Genomic DNA, 16,198 nt, shown 5'->3' with positions numbered 1-16,198 from the left:
TGGGTCAATGTTCGGGCTGTATTTACTTACTTTGTTAAAAAGATGTCGATTTTTGACGAAATAGATTTCCTTTTTTGTCTTATAAAAAAGTGGTATGATAATGAACGATGTATTGAAAACTGTTGGAGGTGGGAATTATGGCTCGAATCACAGAAGCTGAGGTTCGGCACGTTGCCGGACTTGCCCGACTTGCGATCACGGACGAAGAAGTGACGCACTTCACGGAGCAATTGACAAAAATCCTCGAGTTCGCCGAACAACTCGATGAGCTGGATACAACGGGCGTCGAACCGACGACCCATGCCCTAGATTTGAAAAACGTAATGCGCAAAGACGAGGTCCGTCCATCGCTTCCACGTGAGGAAGTTGAACGGATGGCACCTGACTGGGAGAACGGCCAAGTCCGTGTCCCTGCGGTCTTTGAGTAAGGAGGCCCTACATGAGTTTATTTGACCACGGTGTAGCCAAGCTGCATACGTTATTAAAAGAAGGCGAAGTCACGGTCACGGACCTCGTCAAAGAGTCGTTCGACCGGATCGAAGCGACAGATGACAAAATCGGTGCGTTTTTGACGCTCAATGAGGATGCGTTTGAGCAAGCGAAGCGCATGGATGAGCTCGCGAAATCATCAGACAACCCGCTCTTCGGGATGCCGATCGGCGTGAAAGACAACATTGTCACAAAAGGGATGCGCACGACATGTGCCTCGACGTTCCTCGAGAACTTCGTCCCGGCCCACGACGCGACGGTCGTCGAGCGTCTTCATGACGCCGGTTCCGTCACAATCGGGAAGCTCAACATGGATGAGTTCGCGATGGGTTCTTCAAACGAGAACTCAGCGTTCAAACCGGTCCGTAACCCATGGGACCCGACACGTGTTCCAGGAGGTTCTTCAGGCGGTTCAGCAGCATCGGTCGCAGCTGGACAAGTCCTCTTTAGCCTCGGTTCGGATACGGGTGGTTCGATTCGTCAACCGGCCGCTTATTGCGGTGTCGTCGGAATGAAGCCGACATACGGTCTCGTCTCGCGTTTCGGCCTTGTTGCCTTCGCGTCTTCACTCGACCAAATCGGTCCGCTCACGCGCACCGTTGAAGACAATGCTTACTTATTGAATACGATTGCGGGACATTGCGACATGGATTCGACGTCAGCCGAGGTCGAGGTGCCGGATTATACGGCAGCGCTCAACCAAGATTTGACGGGGATGAAGTTCGCCCTCCCGGAAGAGTTCATGGCAGAAGGCGTCGCGCCTGGTGTCCGCGAACAGATTGAAAAAGCGATTGAGACGCTCAAGTCTCTCGGTGCGACAATCGAGACGGTATCGATTCCGACCGTGAAGTACGCACTCTCGGCTTACTACTTGCTCGCATCATCAGAAGCCTCATCGAACTTGGCTCGTTTCGACGGCATCCGTTACGGACGTCGCGCCGAGGCGGACACGCTCGAGGAAGTGTTCACGTATTCTCGTGAACAAGGTTTCGGGGACGAGGTCAAACGCCGCATCATGCTCGGGACATATGCGCTCAGCTCTGGTTACTACGATGCGTTCTACAAGAAAGCCCAACAAGTCCGTACGCTCATGAAGCAGGACTTCGCAAAAGTGTTCGAAGAGTACGATGCCATCGTTGGACCAACAGCTCCGACGACAGCGTTCAAACTCGGCGAACAGCTCGACGATCCGCTCACGATGTACGCGAACGATATCATGACGATTCCGGTCAACCTGGTTGGTATCCCGGCCATCTCGGTCCCGGCAGGTCTTTCAGAAGGACTTCCGGTCGGTCTTCAAATTATCGGGAACTACTTTGATGAATCAACACTTTACCGCGTGGCCCATGCTTTTGAACAAGCAAACGGCGGTTTCAAGATGCCACAGCTCTAAGGAGGACGTACGATGAACTTTGAAACGATCATCGGGATCGAGGTGCACGCCGAGCTGAGCACGAAGTCGAAGATTTGGTGTGGCTGCTCACGCACTTACGGTGCCGAAACGAATACACAGACGTGTCCGATTTGTCTCGGACACCCGGGCGTCTTGCCTAAATTGAACGAAGAAGCGGTCAACCTCGCCATCAAGGCGGCAATGGCACTCAACTGTGAAATTGCGACAGATACGAAGTTCGACCGGAAGAACTACTTCTATCCGGATACGCCGAAAGCGTACCAAATCTCGCAATTTGACAAGCCGATCGGCTCGAACGGTCACGTCGATGTCGAAGTCGATGGCGAGATGAAACGATTCCGCATCGAGCGCGTGCACTTGGAAGAAGATGCAGGGAAGATGAACCACACGGGCGAGAAACACTCGGTCGTCGACTTCAACCGGACCGGTTCACCGCTCATCGAAATTGTCAGTGAAGCGGACATGCGCTCACCGAAAGACGCGGTCGCGTACCTCGAACGTTTGAAGGAAGTCCTTTCGTTCGCTGGCGTCTCGGACGTCAAGATGGAGGAAGGGTCACTTCGCTGTGACTGTAACATCTCGGTCCGTCCATTCGGACAGGAGAAGTTCGGGACGAAGACGGAGCTCAAGAACTTGAACTCGTTCTCAAACGTCTTGAAGGCGCTCGACTATGAAGAAACGCGTCACCGCAAATTGCTTCTCGCAGGTGGCGTCATGCGTCAAGAGACGCTCCGTTACGATGAAGCGGCGAAAAAGACGATTCTCATGCGTGTCAAAGAAGGGGCAGCGGACTATCGTTACTTCCCAGAACCGGACCTCGTCCGTCTTGAAATCGATGAGGCATGGAAAGAGCGCATCCGTGCGACGATTCCGGAGATGCCTGCGGTCCGTCGTGAGCGCTATATGAGTCAGTACGGATTGTCAGCGTACGACGCAAAAGCCCTCACGTCATCGCGCGAGTTCTCGGACTTCTTCGAGGCGACGACAGCAGCCGGTGCCGAACCGAAAGCAGCGGCGAACTGGCTCATGGGTGAAGTGCTCGGACACTTGAACAAGTCAGGTGAGACGGTCGAAACGATGAAGTTGACGCCGGACGCGCTCGCAGAGCTTATCCGTTTGATCGCAGAAGGAACGATTTCGTCGAAAATCGCGAAACGTGTCTTCACGGCGATGATGGAAGAAGGCGCAGAGCCGAAAGCGTATGTCGAGGCGAACGGTCTCGCACAAATCTCGGATGAGAACCTGCTTCGCGGTTACATCCTTGAATTGTTCGAAGCGCATCCGCAAATGATCGAAGACTTCAAGAACGGGAAAGACCGTGCGAAAGGCTTCATCATCGGACAAATCATGAAACAGACGAAAGGGATGGCGAACCCGGCACTCCTCGATGGCTTGTTCCACGAAGAGATCGCAAAACGCTAAGCAGACGGCGAGACACTTGTGTCTCGCTTTTCGCTCGAGTTGAGCATAGGGGAGAGAATCAATATGCAACGGAAACGTGCACGGGTCATCTATAACCCGACATCTGGAAAAGAAGTGATCAAACGGGAACTCCCGTATATATTGAACCGCCTTGAGGATGCGGGTTATGAGACGTCGACGTATGCGACAAAAGCAATTGGTGACGCCACATTAGAAGCCAAACGGGCATCGGAGGCTGAGTTTGACCTCATCGTCGCCGCTGGTGGCGACGGTACGTTGAACGAAGTCATCTCCGGCCTCGCACCGCTCGAGAATCGACCAACGATCGGACTCATTCCGGTCGGGACGACGAATGACTTTGCCCGCGCCATGCGCATCCCGCTCAGTGTCGTCGGCGCGCTCGACGTCATTTGTGACGGTTTCGAGATGCCGGTCGACCTCGGTGAGATCGAAGGCGAGAAAGGTGATATCCACTATTTCATCAACATCGCCGGAGGAGGCATCATGACCGAGCTCTCGTACGAGGTCCCGTCGAAGTTAAAGACGGCGCTCGGTCAGCTTGCCTACTACGTGAAAGGGATGGAGAAGCTCCCGCTCATCAAACCGACCTATATCGAGCTCGAGCACGATGAGGGGACGTTCCAAGGGGAAGTTATGGTCTTCCTGACGTCGAACTCGAACTCGGTCGGTGGATTTGAGAAGATTTCTCCGCACGCTTCATTGAACGACGGACTGTTCGACTTGTTCGTCCTGCGGAAATGTAACTTGTTCGAGTTCATTCAAGTCGTTCGACTGTTGCTCCGTGGCGAGCACTTGTCGAGCCCGCTCGTCGAGCATGTGAAAACGAGCCGTGTCAAGATGAAGACGACCGAACCGATGAGCTTGAACATCGACGGGGAGTACGGCGGGGAGTGTACCGGCGAGATGCGGAACTTATTCCGTCATTTGACGGTGCTCGCACCGAACGCCCGCATCCGGGAGATGGAAGAATTGAATGCCCAATATGAGCGCGAACAGATGATCAAGCAATTGTTCAATGTTTCGCTCGACAAAGCAGAGTGAAAAGATAGGAATGACGACATCAGTCATTCCTATTTGTAATGGAAGGAGCATGCATATGCTGCCAGTGAAAAAGAATGACCGTCTCGACGTCCACATCCATGACTTGACGCACGAAGGAGCGGGTGTGGCCCGTGTTGACGGCTATACGTTGTTCGTACCGAACGCCCTGCCGGGGGAGACGGTCGAAATCGTCGTGACGAAAACGAACAAACAGTACGGGTTCGCCCGTTTACTTGAAGTGAAAGAACCGAGTGCGGACCGGGTTGAGCCGCCGTGCCCGATTTTCTATCAATGCGGAGGCTGTCAGCTCCAACACTTCAGCTACGAGGGACAACTCCGTCAAAAACGGGCCCGCGTCGTCGAGGCGCTTCAGCGACTCGGTCAATTCGACGTGCCGGTCCATGACACGATTGGGATGCCGGAGCCATGGCGCTATCGCAACAAGGCACAGGTCCCGTTCAAGCAGGAAGGCGAGCGTCTCGTCGCCGGATTTTACCGTCCACGTTCGCATGACATCGTCGAGATGAACGAATGCCTCATTCAGGACGAGCGAAATGATGAAGCGGTGCAGGTCGTCCGCGACGTGTTAGACGCGCGCGGTGTGCCGGCGTATGATGAGAAGACCGGGCGTGGCGTCATCCGTCACGTCATGGCACGCTACGGGTACCATTCAGGTGAACTCATGATCGTCCTCATCACGAAGACGACAAAAATCAAAGGTGTGAATGAGATCGTCGCCGAGATCGTCGAGCGTCTTCCGGACGTGACGTCGATCATGCAAAACGTCAACCCGGACAAGACGAACGTCATCCTCGGGTCAACGAACAAGCTGCTCTACGGTCATGAGACGATCGAGGATAAGATTGGTGGACTTACGTTCACGATTTCCCCGCACTCGTTCTTCCAGGTGAACCCGGTTCAGACGGAGAAGCTGTACGGGAAGGCGCTGGAGTACGCACAATTGTCTGGTACAGAGCAGGTTGTCGACGCCTATTGCGGCATTGGGACGATCAGCTTGTTCCTCGCCCGGAAAGCGGCACACGTGTACGGTGTCGAAGTCGTACCGGAAGCAATCGAGGACGCGAAACAAAACGCCCTCGTCAATGAGATCGACAACGTGACGTTCGCGTGTGGAGCGGCAGAGGAAGTGCTCCCGCAGTGGAAGAAAGACGACATCGACCCTGAGGTCATCGTCGTCGACCCGCCACGTAAAGGGTGTGCCGAGTCGTTCCTCGAGACGATGGTCGAGATGGGACCGAAGCGGATCGTCTACGTGTCATGTAACGTCGCGACACAAGCGCGCGATATGCGTTACCTCGCTGACCGCGGCTATCGCTTGATGGAAGTGACACCGGTCGACATGTTCCCGCATACGGCGCATGTGGAGACGGTGGCATGGATGGAGAAAGAGTAGAAAAGGTATATAGTGAAGCGTGTTATGAATTCCTCCAAACAGGTAGTTTGGGGGAATTTTTTAGTGCAAATTTGTACGAGGGACAAAAAGGTTTAATATTTTTTACCTTGCGTTTCAACTATCCTTAATTCACCATTATTTATAGATATAAATCCATAATGTTACAAATGAAATTGGATTTCAACAGTTGAAAAAGGGGTGAATATAAGTGGTTGACGTTTTTAAAGTTGCCGAAGTACTCGTTGAGAATGCAAAAGAAAACTATGGGAAGGACGTTGGAATAATAGCCTATTACGGATCCTATGCTATTGGAGAAGCATCGGAGACTTCTGACCTGGACATGTTTTACATTCCGGATGAGGGAAAAACGGTTCCGCTCTACAGCTCTTTCATCTTTCAAGAACTGCCTTTCGAGTTTTGGCCGGTCTCCTGGGAATACGCTGAAAAAATTGCTTCTGGAAAGCAAAGCTACGCGGTGGCACCCTCACTGATCGCAAACGCAAAGGTGCTTTACGCAAGGTCTGAAGAAGATTTGAAAAAGTTTAACGCTCTTCAGAAGCGGATAGAGGAGTTACAAAAACCTGAGAATAAACGAGCGATGATGAAAGAGGCAGAGGAAGTGTACAAAGTCATCCCGTTCTACTTTGAAAAACTGGCCTTGTCGATCAAAGAGAACGATGTCACTTCGATCAAGACGGCCGCATTAGAATTTATTGATACATCTGTAGATTGTCTGGCTCTCATGAATCAAACCTACTTCAACCGAGTGTGGTGGGCGAATGATGAAAAGCTTCAATCCTTTAAAATTAAACCTGAAAAACTATTGGAATCGATCCGGACCATATCAACTTCTGAGAATTTTCATGAAATTGAAGAAACGGCACTGAGGCTAAAGGAAGAGATAAGGGAATTGTTACTGGCCGAACAAAAACGACTCGGGGAAAGAGAGCCGTTTCAAGAGGTATTCAAGGGGTATTATCCTGGAGTTTTTGAATATACGAATAAAGTACGTTCAGCATGCAACAAGAAAAATGAAATCGCTATGTTCGCAGCTGCGACGAAACTACAGAATGAAATGTCTTTGATGCTTTCCAGTTCTTATGATGAAACAGACGACTCAAGCCTTCGCATCTATAAAGAATACAGAAAAACCTATGATGATTTGGAACTACCGGATGTAGCATCTCATTTGCACCGTGGTGATTTTGATATCGTTTCTGAGAAAATACAGGCGCTTGACGAGCGGGCCATGAAACTGATGAAGGGAAATGCGGTCGCAATCAATCAGTTCGAAGAATTAGAAGACTTAAGAGTATATATAAACGAAGCATCCAATGAATGATTGACGCATTCTTGTAACTGCATGTGAATGCGGTGGTGATGATGGAGAAAGTAGAATAAGATGAGATAAAGCAGCCTTCGATTGTTGGAATCGGAGGCTTTTACAGTCAAATGAGGGGGGATTGAAAATGAGAAAAATTATTGTGTTGGAACATCTGTCGTTGGACGGCGTAATCCAGGCACCGGGTGGGAAAGACGAAGACTTGAGCGGAGGGTTTACGCACGGAGGCTGGACGGCGCCATTTGCGAGTACAGAATTAGGGCGACTGGTCCGGGGGCAGATGCATCGTGAGTTCGATTTGTTGTTGGGAAGAAGAACCTATGAATTATGGGCAGACTATTGGCCAAATCATGCAGAGATTTGGCCGGAAGCGAACACTGCCACCAAATATGTGGCTTCAACGACACAAAGTAATTCGTTGTGGGGACCGGACGTATTTCTATCCGAACCGGTTGAGGAATTAAAAGAATTAAAGCAAGCTGATGGACCGGACTTTCATGTATGGGGAAGCAGTGAACTCGTGCAGACCTTGTTGCACCACAATCTCGTCGACGAGTGCTGGTTCATCCACTACCCGATCATCATCGGTTCCGGAAAGCAGTTGTTCCCGAATGACGGTCTGAATCCTCTTACTCTCGAGGTGATTGAGCATCATTCCCTTCCGAACGGGGTATCAGTCGTGCACTATAAGCGGAACGTTGATGTAGAGAGTGCGTGAATGAAATGACATGGATAGACGTCAACAAGGCGTCTGTCCATTTTATTTAACCCAGAAAGAAATTTTACCTAGATGAACCGACCGGATTTTGTACACTGATTTTACGAAATTAACTAAACAAGATCGGGGATTGGAGCATGAAACATCATCAATGGATTAAACGGATATTGAAAAAGGGACGCGAGTTGTTCAGCAATCAAGGTTCAGAGAATGAAGCGACGTGTTCAGGGCAAGGCGACGCCCCGTCCTCTCAACAAAACGCGATTCAACAGGTTGATGTCGAGACCTTGCACGTGTTTACGTTAGAGGACACCAAGCCGGAGACGGCAATTGAGGAAGCTTCTCCTAAAGAACGGGAAATGAGAGTGTATTCGAATGGCTGGAGAAAGTCCTATGATGATCCGGAACGCGTCATTCGTGCATTCTCAAGACTTCGTGTGAAAGAAGAATTCAAATTAGAGGCCTACCAATTCGTAGAAGGAGACAATGGGAACGGGGTCGTATGGGCCATTCCGGCAGAACAATCCTTGCCGGAGCCTGAGGCGTGTGAACGATTAACGGAATATTTTTTGTCTCCACCGAAGCCGCGTGTTGCGCTCGACGATTTCATGGAGGCGATTGAAGGGGACGCGAGTCCGCTGTCTTATCTCCAGGCTGCCATCGCCTATCACGAGCTTCATGAATTTGGCGCGATGTGGCACGGGGTGTCCTGGTGGGAGTTTGAAATTTTGACGTCAGACAATACGTACGAATGGGAATTCACAGAGGGGTATTCGATGCCAGACTTGATGGATCCGCATTTTTATTATAATTCAGCAGGAAAACCGGTCGTCGTCTTCCATACATTGAACCCGATTGGGAGTGCCTCCCTCAGCCGCTATGAACATACATTTGAATCGAACCGTTACGGGATGAAATGTGAAAGAATCGAGCTTGGTTATGCCAAAAACGCTAGAATCATGATTTTTTAATCAATTCGTGACGACGATCCCTATTCACATACGAATAGGGATTTTTTTTGCCGTGATATCCGAAAGGAAAGAACTCCCCGACTAGCGAATTCTTTCTTATCCGAAGAAAGCTGTGCACGTACTTTAAACGAATGGGGACCATCGAATGAACATTCAAATCATCAATCCGAATGAGGACCAGTACGGCAATGCGATGGAAAATATCTTTCTGGCTTTTGATGAGCGGGAAGAGTTTTTGGGGAACGCCTTTGTCTATCCTTCAATCAACATGCATCAAACGGGTGACACGCCTTATTTATTGTTCATCCAGGTAAACACGGATCAGGAAGACGTACGGCAACCTCTTTTTGACCAAGTGTACAATCGGGCCAAAGCGTTGCGAGCATTGCAGCCTGACTTGAAGGCACGTATTTATACAGGCTTCGAGCCGGATGAGGAGAAGCTTGCGTTTTACGTGAAAAACGGATTTGACCCGCAATACACCGTTATCATGGAAAAGGAATTAGAGGCGATGCAGACAATCCGTCTTTCAAAAAAACTGAACGTGGAGGAAATCGACACGGAAGACGAGGACGTGCTGGCAAGCTATAAGTCGATGTATGATGACCTATTTGTCACACCACTCGACCTTGATGACTATGAAGCACAGTCCGAAAAAGAGCATTTCCGAAACTTCGTATTCTCCATCGACGGTGAGGTGGTCGGCGGTTGTACCATCTTCGAGGATGAGGGTTATGGGCATGTCGAGACGTTATATGTGATGCCGTCGTATCGCGGACAAGGCATGGGGAAACAGATCATGCAGTTTATCTTCAATTACTTCAAGTCGGTTGGTTTAAGCAAGTCGAAATTAGAAGTATGGGAGCTCAATCAAGCGGCGGTCAAGCTGTATCAAGGATTGGATTATAAAATCGTAAACACACATCTGATGTTCCCGGGAGTGGACGGGTGAGGTAGAAGTATTTAAAAAACTCCATCACGAAACAAGAAAAATACGGAATTTTGAACTTTACAACCGTCTTAAAACGTAAATGTATACAAAAAACCATGCCTCTTCGCATCCGTGAGCGCATGGTTTTTCGACTTAAATCAATTTTTCTTCTTGTGCTTTTAAAATTGCCTGGACGCGGTCTTTGACATCCAATTTACTATAGATGCTAGATATGTAGTTTTTAACCGTCCCTTGAGACAAGAACAGCTTTTCAGCAATTTGTTTGTTTGAAAGACCGATTGCTATACAGGTAAGCACCTCTTGTTCTCGATCAGTCAATTGAAAGTCAATCGTTGAAGACGGGTTGCTGGACACAGGAGTTTGTAGTTCCTGTACGAGTGCTTGCGCTAAATGCTGAGGTAATAACGTACCGCCGCGATGAATCAATTTGATGCCCGCCATCAAATCATTTGGATGAATAGCTTTCAATAAATAGCCTTCCGCCCCGATAGAAAGGGCTTCGACAACTTGATTCACTTCATTGAACGTAGTCAGCATAATCACTTTGACTTCGGGCCACCGCTGTTTCATCAATTTCGTTGCTTCAATTCCGTTTAACAGTGGCATATGGATGTCCATTAAAACGATATCAGGTAATTGTGTTTCACAACATTGAATGGCACTGCTCCCGTTATCGGCTAAGTCAATGACAATTAACTCTGGGTCTGTATTTAAAACAAATGCCAGACTTTCACGAATCAGTTCTTGGTCGTCGACCAACAATAGTTTAATTTGATCCAAATGAATCCCTCCTAATCGGAATCTGACAGCGGATGGTGACCCCGTCTTCCTGTTTAATTTCGAATGTTCCGCCTATTTCTTGGAGTCGTTGTTTCATCTTGGATAATCCGAATCCTGGAGTCGCTGACGACATGGCTTTCCCGTTATTATAAATGGATAAGGACAGATGGTCAGGTTGGAAGTGGAGCGAGACACGGATGTAGGTTGCTTCTCCGTGGCGTTTAGCATTCGTCAGACATTCCTGCAGATATCGTTGAAAGACGTGTTTTATATGTGGTGGAGCTTCATATTCAGTACCGGACCATTCATAGTCGATTGGTGTTTCGGTATGTGTCGAGAAGTCCAAGGTCAGCTTTTCAAGCTGCTTGGTAAGGAGCGACTCTTCATCTGCAGGTGCGATTTGATGGATCGTTCTTCGTATTTCGGAGAGTCCGGTTCGGGCAACCTCGGATAACGTAGCCAGTTTCTCCTTAGCCAACTCGGGTTGTCTGTCGATCATAAAGATTGCGGCATCGAGACCGATGGCGACTGAAGTGAAATGATGTCCGATGGTATCATGCAAATCTCTGGCCATTCGATTTCGTTCCTCCGTCAAGGCTAACCGTTCAATCTCATTTGCGTAGTGTTGAAGTACTTTATTTTGTTGCTCAATTTCATTTAGTTGTTGAGCATTGGCAGCAAGAAGTTGTTTGAAGCGTTTTTGAGATGCAGTAATCCGGTTAAATCCAATTCCGATACTGAAGAAAAGCAGGATGTCGATGTACTGAATGAAAAATGTGAAACTGTGATCCATCGTCCAAATTCGATTGAGCGGAATTGCGATGAGAAAAAGGGGGATGGTCCATTTTGAGGTGTCTCTAGTCATCATGTATCCGACCATCAACATCGGCATCAAAATGACTGACGTGCTCAAGTAAACACCCAAGATATTGTTCACGAGAATAGAGAAAGCTCCCGTCACGACCAACTCGGTCAACAGATAATGTTTAACATGAAAATAATGAGGGCGCCAAAAGAAAAGTGGCAGGAAGAAGCCGAGAGAGGTAAACAAAAAGAAGGTTTGATAAGAGAGTTGTCCGAGCTGTTCCTGTTCCACGTAATAATAGATGAGTCCCGTTCCATACCAACTGGAACGTAAAGCAAAGATAAACCAATCCGTTCGAGTCCAGTGCCAGGCAACGCGAGTTGTTTCCATCTTCATCCCTACCTACTTAAACAAATTTTATCTATTTATTATCGTATCACACAAAAAATATGACTCCAATCACTACAGTCATATGACTTTTGGGCGATACGATTGAGATAGAAAAAGTGAAAGGAGATGGTTAACGTGAAACGTTTTGTAGCGACATGGCGCATTGTGCTGGCAATCGTCATCACCTTTTTGATTTTTGGAGTGATTGCGGGGGGACTTCAAGCTTTCGGAAAGTTTGATGACATGCTAACTAACTACGTGTGGATGCAATCGATGTTTGCTTTGGTCGGGGCGCTCAACACATTTGCCCTGCTCGTGTTGTATCAACGGGTCAATCGGAAAAATCCTATACAATTGGGATTTTTGTTAAACCGAAAACATATGGTGTTCAGTTTGTTTTGTGTTATCATCACACTTTTTACAGTCGTCGGTTTTGTTATCATTCTCGATTTACAGAATAAGGTGAGCATCACATTCGAGTGGGAAACGTTTTTAACCGCCAACTTTATCAAATTTCTATTTATTGGTATGGTCGGCTGGTTCCTTGCAGCACTTAAAGAAGAAGTATTGGCAAGAGGGTACTTTATGGCGAATTTAAATTCGTTCGGTTTTTGGAAAATGCTTTTCATCTCATCTTTCCTCTTCATGGCGATGCACTTTGTGACGAACGGATTTGATGTCATGAAAGCAGGAAGCTGGTTTCTCGGTGGGATTGTGTATGGATACATTTACTTGAAAAGTGGGTCGCTCATCGTGAGCACGATTGTCCATGCTGCCCATAATCAATTAAATGATTTGGTTATCCACGGATCAGAAGCCGCTTTTATTTGGTTGGATGCAACGGTTTCATTATCGGACAAGCTCGCTTATGAATTCGTATTGAGCGCACTTCTCATTCTCTTGACGAACGTCATGTATGGTAAAAACGGGTGGGTCACACCAGCTGAAAACTTACAAACGTTATGGCAATCAGAAGTTCGTGAAACCCGATCAGATACGACTACTGTCGTTTTGTGAGATTGAAAAGGAATCGAGATGCATGCTGACAAAAAAGTATTGCGGTAGGAAAATCTCGTTTGCTAAACTAATTAAAACATCATAACCCAATGCGTTGAAGAGAAGAGTAGGTCGCTGAATACATGTACAGAGAACCCCAGTAAGCTGAGAAGGGGGAATGGATACGTGACTGAACATGGTCTTGGAGCATTCGCACCGACAACTATACAGTTTAGACTGCGACGGATGCACCCGTTATCGTGCCAGGATATAATCAGGTTTTTCTGACGTATCTGTTGAGGTCTGTCTCGTAAGGGGCGGACAAACCGGGGTGGTACCACGAAGCGTCAGCTCTCGTCCCTAGGAATATTTCCTGGAGGTGAGAGCTTTTTTGTATTGAATGGAATGAATCCAAAAACTTCGGAGGTGCGAAAGATGAATGTATTGATTGGAGGAGCATGGCCGTACGCCAACGGTTCCTTACATGTAGGACATGTCGCAGCTTTACTGCCGGGCGATGTGTTAGCAAGATATTATCGATTAAAGAATGTGGAGGTTTGTTATGTTTCCGGCAGTGACTGCCACGGGACACCAATCCAAGTCCGGGCGACTCGTGAAGGCGTAACCCCGTCTGCAATTGCGAATCGCTATCATGAAGAGTTTAAAGACTGCTTCGAGCGACTCGGTTTTTCCTATGATGTTTACAGCCAGACAACGGACGAGGCGCACAAGCAGTTTGTTCAACAATTTTTCCAAGCGCTTGTTGAAAAGGGATTTGTTTACCCAAAGACCGTTGAACAGGCGTATTGCGGGTTCTGCCAACAATTTCTTCCGGATCGATTCGTAGTCGGAACGTGTCCGGATTGTGGGAGTGGGGCAAGAGGGGATCAGTGCGATCATTGTGGAAAGATTGTCGAACCAATCGACTTACACAATCGGCGATGTAGCATTTGTGGCGATACACCAACGTTCCGAGAGTCAGAACAATTTTATTTTGCCTTGTCTACCTTGCAAAAATTTATCGAAACTTATGTAGATTCGGCGACAGGTTGGAGAGAAAATGCGTACAATCTGTCTCGACGATATATAGAAGAAGGATTAATTGATCGGGCTATCACCCGGGATTTGGATTGGGGCATACCTGTACCGATTAGTGGATTTCAACAGAAGAAAATTTATGTATGGGTCGAGGCGGTATTAGGGTATTTATCGGCAAGTCAGCAATGGACGAAACAACATTACACGGAAACGAAGCGATTTTGGTCGGATGATTCGCTCCATTATTACGTACATGGTAAAGACAACATCCCATTCCACACGGTGATCTTACCGGCACTACTTGAGGCACATGGAGATTACCATCTTCCAGACCGCATCGTTTCGAGTGAATATGTCACGTTAGAGGGAAAGAAGCTATCCACGAGCAAGAACTGGGCAGTATGGGTACCTGACTTGCTTCAACAGTATCATCCTGATTCAATCCGCTATTTTTTGATTGCAAATGGACCTGAAAAAAGGGACGGGGACTTTTCATGGCGTGAGTTCATCCATAGTCATAATGGAGAATTACTTGGGGCATTCGGAAACTTCGTCAATCGAAATCTCGTCTTCATTCAAAAGTCATTTGACGGTCGCATTCCAAACGGTACGTGTGAGTTGAACGTCTCCAGACAACTAGAAGAAGTCTACGATACAGTCGGGGCTTTGATTGAAGAGGGACGATTTAAAGAGGCGTTGGAAACGATTTTCACGTTGATTCGATTTGCGAATAAATTTTTTGATGATGCAAAACCTTGGGTCACCGTGAAAGGGGACAGGCAAGGCTGTGCAGACACGTTATATACGTGTGTTCAAATCATCGGAAATCTCTCAATCTTGCTGTCACCATTCTTACCGTTTTCTGCGAAAACCATTCAAAGAATGCTCTCCATAACAGAAGAAGAGTGGCAACCGATTGTTATTGAGGGCGGTCTACAATTGGAACATGTCGAGGTGTTATTCGAACGAATTGAGAAAGAAAGGATTGCTGTCGAATTAGGAAAGCTAAAAGAAACCTTGAGCGTACAGCGTTGAACAAATCAAAATCGGCCCCTTACGGAATAGGAGGCCGACTTTTTAATCATTCACATGCCCAACCGTCTTTGTCACGGTCCATCTTCGACTGGTAGGCCGGATGGCTGGAAGAGACGCCTCCCGGATACGTGCCACGTAAGTCGGTACAGTTTTGGAAGTATTCGGTCTTGGTCGTGGACTGAGCATTCGATTGCGTGTTGGACTGTGTGTTCGTGGAAGCTTGAGCTTGTTGTTCGAACTCTTTTTTCGCCTTGGCGATTGCGGCCTCCGTTTTGGCGGCCTCCTCTTGACGGACGGCTGCAATCTCTTCATCGGCCCGTTCTTCCGCGGCGGCTTTTGCGCTTTCTAGGTCTTCATCGAACTGTTCCCGCAATTTCTGCTCCATGTCTTTAATAGTTTGCTCGGTCGCGTTTTTTGCCTCTTCTAGCTGCTGAAGCAGTGATGCGTTCTCTTTCTTGAAGTCATCGAGCTGCGTTTGCAGGTTATCTTTTTCGGACAAAAGTGTCGTCATTTTCTCTTCAATCGTAGCCAAATCGTCTTCGTATTTCTCGGCACTGATCATGTCCTCCCCGCTACATGCACTTAACAATAAAACGGTCAGGATAACAGAACCCATCACCCATGCCTTCTGTCGCCGAGCGTAGAAGAACACTATTCCGATTAGTAAGACACCAAACCAACCCCACTCCATCTGAAGCCCTCCATTCCTCATGCCAAATTCGCCCATCTCGTTATATTAATCGTATATAGAATTTATCTCGTAATCACAAGCGAATCTGAATGTTATGAATGGGTTATTGTGATTTCACGGGAATTGTCACGAACGTCACGAGGAGTTTGATTCCGAAGAAGCGAAATGGAGAAGGGACACGACTTTTTTGGTGCAGACGAGCGATTGGGACAAAGGAGGAGGACAATGAAACAATATGTGATGAAACAACCGAAACGGCCCTTGTCTTTTCAAGGTGCGGTTGTGTCCGACGTCACCATCATGAACGATACCATCCGACTTGAGTTTGAAAACGGGATTGAAGATCGGTTCAAACAACGTGCCGAATGGACATCCCGTGCAGTCGTGACCATCCCGCGAATCGATTGGAATCAATCGACGCTCACAAGGTTTGCGGATACGACATATGAGATGCTGTCGATGAAGACGGTGCGTGACATCGTGAAGAACGGGCGACTGGAGATCGTCGGAGAATTGTTCGGACCCAACCGATTGTTGTTGAGTTGCATGTGGATGACCGACACAGCTTATTTGACGATGGAACTAAGCATCTACTACACGGGGGATTTCATTGTTCAATGGGAATCAGCCGAAGTCGAAGGACTGGTCTTATAAAACGACCGGTCCTTATTTGTGTGCG

At 48.0% G+C, this 16,198-nt stretch carries 15 protein-coding genes; 12 read left to right on the top strand and 3 right to left on the bottom strand.

From position 1 onward, the window contains the following. The first annotated feature begins 137 nt into the window (after positions 1-137). The 9 genes from gatC (at position 138) to KNP03_RS03845 (ending at position 9,784) form a co-directional block, all read left to right on the top strand. Entirely contained in the window at positions 138-428 is a 291-nt protein-coding gene (gene gatC, locus KNP03_RS03885; RefSeq protein ID WP_214825567.1) for an Asp-tRNA(Asn)/Glu-tRNA(Gln) amidotransferase subunit GatC, read from the top strand. 11 nt (positions 429-439) lie between these two features. Next, on the top strand, positions 440-1,882 hold the full coding sequence (gene gatA / locus KNP03_RS03880; protein WP_214825565.1) for an Asp-tRNA(Asn)/Glu-tRNA(Gln) amidotransferase subunit GatA: 1,443 nt from the start codon (positions 440-442) through the stop codon (positions 1,880-1,882). Positions 1,883-1,894: 12 nt separating this feature from the next. After that, on the top strand, positions 1,895-3,325 hold the full coding sequence (gene gatB / locus KNP03_RS03875) for an Asp-tRNA(Asn)/Glu-tRNA(Gln) amidotransferase subunit GatB (RefSeq protein ID WP_214825563.1): 1,431 nt from the start codon (positions 1,895-1,897) through the stop codon (positions 3,323-3,325). A 63-nt stretch (positions 3,326-3,388) separates the two neighbouring features. Next, positions 3,389-4,387, top strand: coding sequence for a diacylglycerol kinase (locus KNP03_RS03870; protein WP_214825561.1), 999 nt, complete (start codon positions 3,389-3,391; stop codon positions 4,385-4,387). Positions 4,388-4,442: 55 nt separating this feature from the next. After that, a complete protein-coding gene (gene rlmD / locus KNP03_RS03865; RefSeq protein WP_214825559.1) occupies positions 4,443-5,801 on the top strand; it encodes a 23S rRNA (uracil(1939)-C(5))-methyltransferase RlmD in 1,359 nt (452 codons plus the stop codon). Between the two features lie 208 nt (positions 5,802-6,009). Further along, positions 6,010-7,143, top strand: coding sequence for a hypothetical protein (locus KNP03_RS03860; RefSeq protein WP_214825557.1), 1,134 nt, complete (start codon positions 6,010-6,012; stop codon positions 7,141-7,143). A 127-nt stretch (positions 7,144-7,270) separates the two neighbouring features. Continuing rightward, positions 7,271-7,861 carry a dihydrofolate reductase family protein gene (locus KNP03_RS03855; RefSeq protein WP_214825555.1) on the top strand — a complete coding sequence of 197 codons (591 nt, stop codon included), beginning with the start codon at positions 7,271-7,273 and terminating at the stop codon, positions 7,859-7,861. 137 nt (positions 7,862-7,998) lie between these two features. After that, positions 7,999-8,832, top strand: coding sequence for a hypothetical protein (locus KNP03_RS03850; protein ID WP_214825553.1), 834 nt, complete (start codon positions 7,999-8,001; stop codon positions 8,830-8,832). Between the two features lie 145 nt (positions 8,833-8,977). Beyond that, on the top strand, positions 8,978-9,784 hold the full coding sequence (locus KNP03_RS03845) for a GNAT family N-acetyltransferase (RefSeq protein ID WP_214825551.1): 807 nt from the start codon (positions 8,978-8,980) through the stop codon (positions 9,782-9,784). 132 nt (positions 9,785-9,916) lie between these two features. On the opposite strand, the gene KNP03_RS03840 is transcribed toward KNP03_RS03845, so the two are convergent. Both KNP03_RS03840 and KNP03_RS03835 read right to left on the bottom strand, forming a co-directional pair. Further along, on the bottom strand, positions 9,917-10,564 hold the full coding sequence (locus KNP03_RS03840) for a response regulator (protein WP_214825549.1): 648 nt from the start codon (positions 10,562-10,564) through the stop codon (positions 9,917-9,919). After that, positions 10,551-11,759: a sensor histidine kinase gene (locus KNP03_RS03835; protein ID WP_214825547.1), complete on the bottom strand. Its 1,209-nt coding sequence runs from the start codon at positions 11,757-11,759 to the stop codon at positions 10,551-10,553. The genes KNP03_RS03840 and KNP03_RS03835 overlap by 14 nt, the downstream gene beginning before the upstream one ends. A gap of 135 nt (positions 11,760-11,894) precedes the next feature. On the opposite strand from KNP03_RS03835, the gene KNP03_RS13495 reads away from it, so the two are divergent. Then, positions 11,895-12,776, top strand: a complete 882-nt coding sequence (locus KNP03_RS13495) for a CPBP family intramembrane glutamic endopeptidase (protein WP_214825545.1) — start codon at positions 11,895-11,897, stop codon at positions 12,774-12,776. 414 nt (positions 12,777-13,190) lie between these two features. Continuing rightward, positions 13,191-14,828: a methionine--tRNA ligase gene (gene metG / locus KNP03_RS03825; RefSeq protein ID WP_214825543.1), complete on the top strand. Its 1,638-nt coding sequence runs from the start codon at positions 13,191-13,193 to the stop codon at positions 14,826-14,828. 46 nt (positions 14,829-14,874) lie between these two features. Here metG and KNP03_RS03820 read toward each other — a convergent pair whose 3' ends face one another. Next, complete coding sequence (locus tag KNP03_RS03820) at positions 14,875-15,519, bottom strand: excalibur calcium-binding domain-containing protein (protein WP_240544423.1); 645 nt, start codon at positions 15,517-15,519, stop codon at positions 14,875-14,877. 225 nt (positions 15,520-15,744) lie between these two features. Between KNP03_RS03820 and KNP03_RS03815 the strand changes: the two genes are divergently transcribed. Then, entirely contained in the window at positions 15,745-16,173 is a 429-nt protein-coding gene (locus KNP03_RS03815) for a hypothetical protein (protein WP_214825527.1), read from the top strand. Positions 16,174-16,198: the final 25 nt, after the last annotated feature.

It is taken from the genome of Exiguobacterium algae (assembly GCF_018617875.1).
GTDB lineage: Bacteria > Bacillota > Bacilli > Exiguobacteriales > Exiguobacteriaceae > Exiguobacterium > Exiguobacterium algae.
Note: the sequence above shows the minus strand (reverse complement) of the source record. Positions and strands in the feature narration are given on the sequence as shown.

Coding starts and splice junctions, on each gene's coding strand:
- rlmD (WP_214825559.1), top strand. CDS start 4,443: ATGCTGCCAGTGAAAAAGAATGACCGTCTCGACGTCCACATCCATGAC.
- KNP03_RS03845 (WP_214825551.1), top strand. CDS start 8,978: ATGAACATTCAAATCATCAATCCGAATGAGGACCAGTACGGCAATGCG.
- metG (WP_214825543.1), top strand. CDS start 13,191: ATGAATGTATTGATTGGAGGAGCATGGCCGTACGCCAACGGTTCCTTA.
- gatB (WP_214825563.1), top strand. CDS start 1,895: ATGAACTTTGAAACGATCATCGGGATCGAGGTGCACGCCGAGCTGAGC.
- gatC (WP_214825567.1), top strand. CDS start 138: ATGGCTCGAATCACAGAAGCTGAGGTTCGGCACGTTGCCGGACTTGCC.
- KNP03_RS03820 (WP_240544423.1), bottom strand. CDS start 15,519: ATGGAGTGGGGTTGGTTTGGTGTCTTACTAATCGGAATAGTGTTCTTC.
- KNP03_RS03835 (WP_214825547.1), bottom strand. CDS start 11,759: ATGGAAACAACTCGCGTTGCCTGGCACTGGACTCGAACGGATTGGTTT.
- gatA (WP_214825565.1), top strand. CDS start 440: ATGAGTTTATTTGACCACGGTGTAGCCAAGCTGCATACGTTATTAAAA.
- KNP03_RS03815 (WP_214825527.1), top strand. CDS start 15,745: ATGAAACAATATGTGATGAAACAACCGAAACGGCCCTTGTCTTTTCAA.
- KNP03_RS03850 (WP_214825553.1), top strand. CDS start 7,999: ATGAAACATCATCAATGGATTAAACGGATATTGAAAAAGGGACGCGAG.
- KNP03_RS03855 (WP_214825555.1), top strand. CDS start 7,271: ATGAGAAAAATTATTGTGTTGGAACATCTGTCGTTGGACGGCGTAATC.
- KNP03_RS03870 (WP_214825561.1), top strand. CDS start 3,389: ATGCAACGGAAACGTGCACGGGTCATCTATAACCCGACATCTGGAAAA.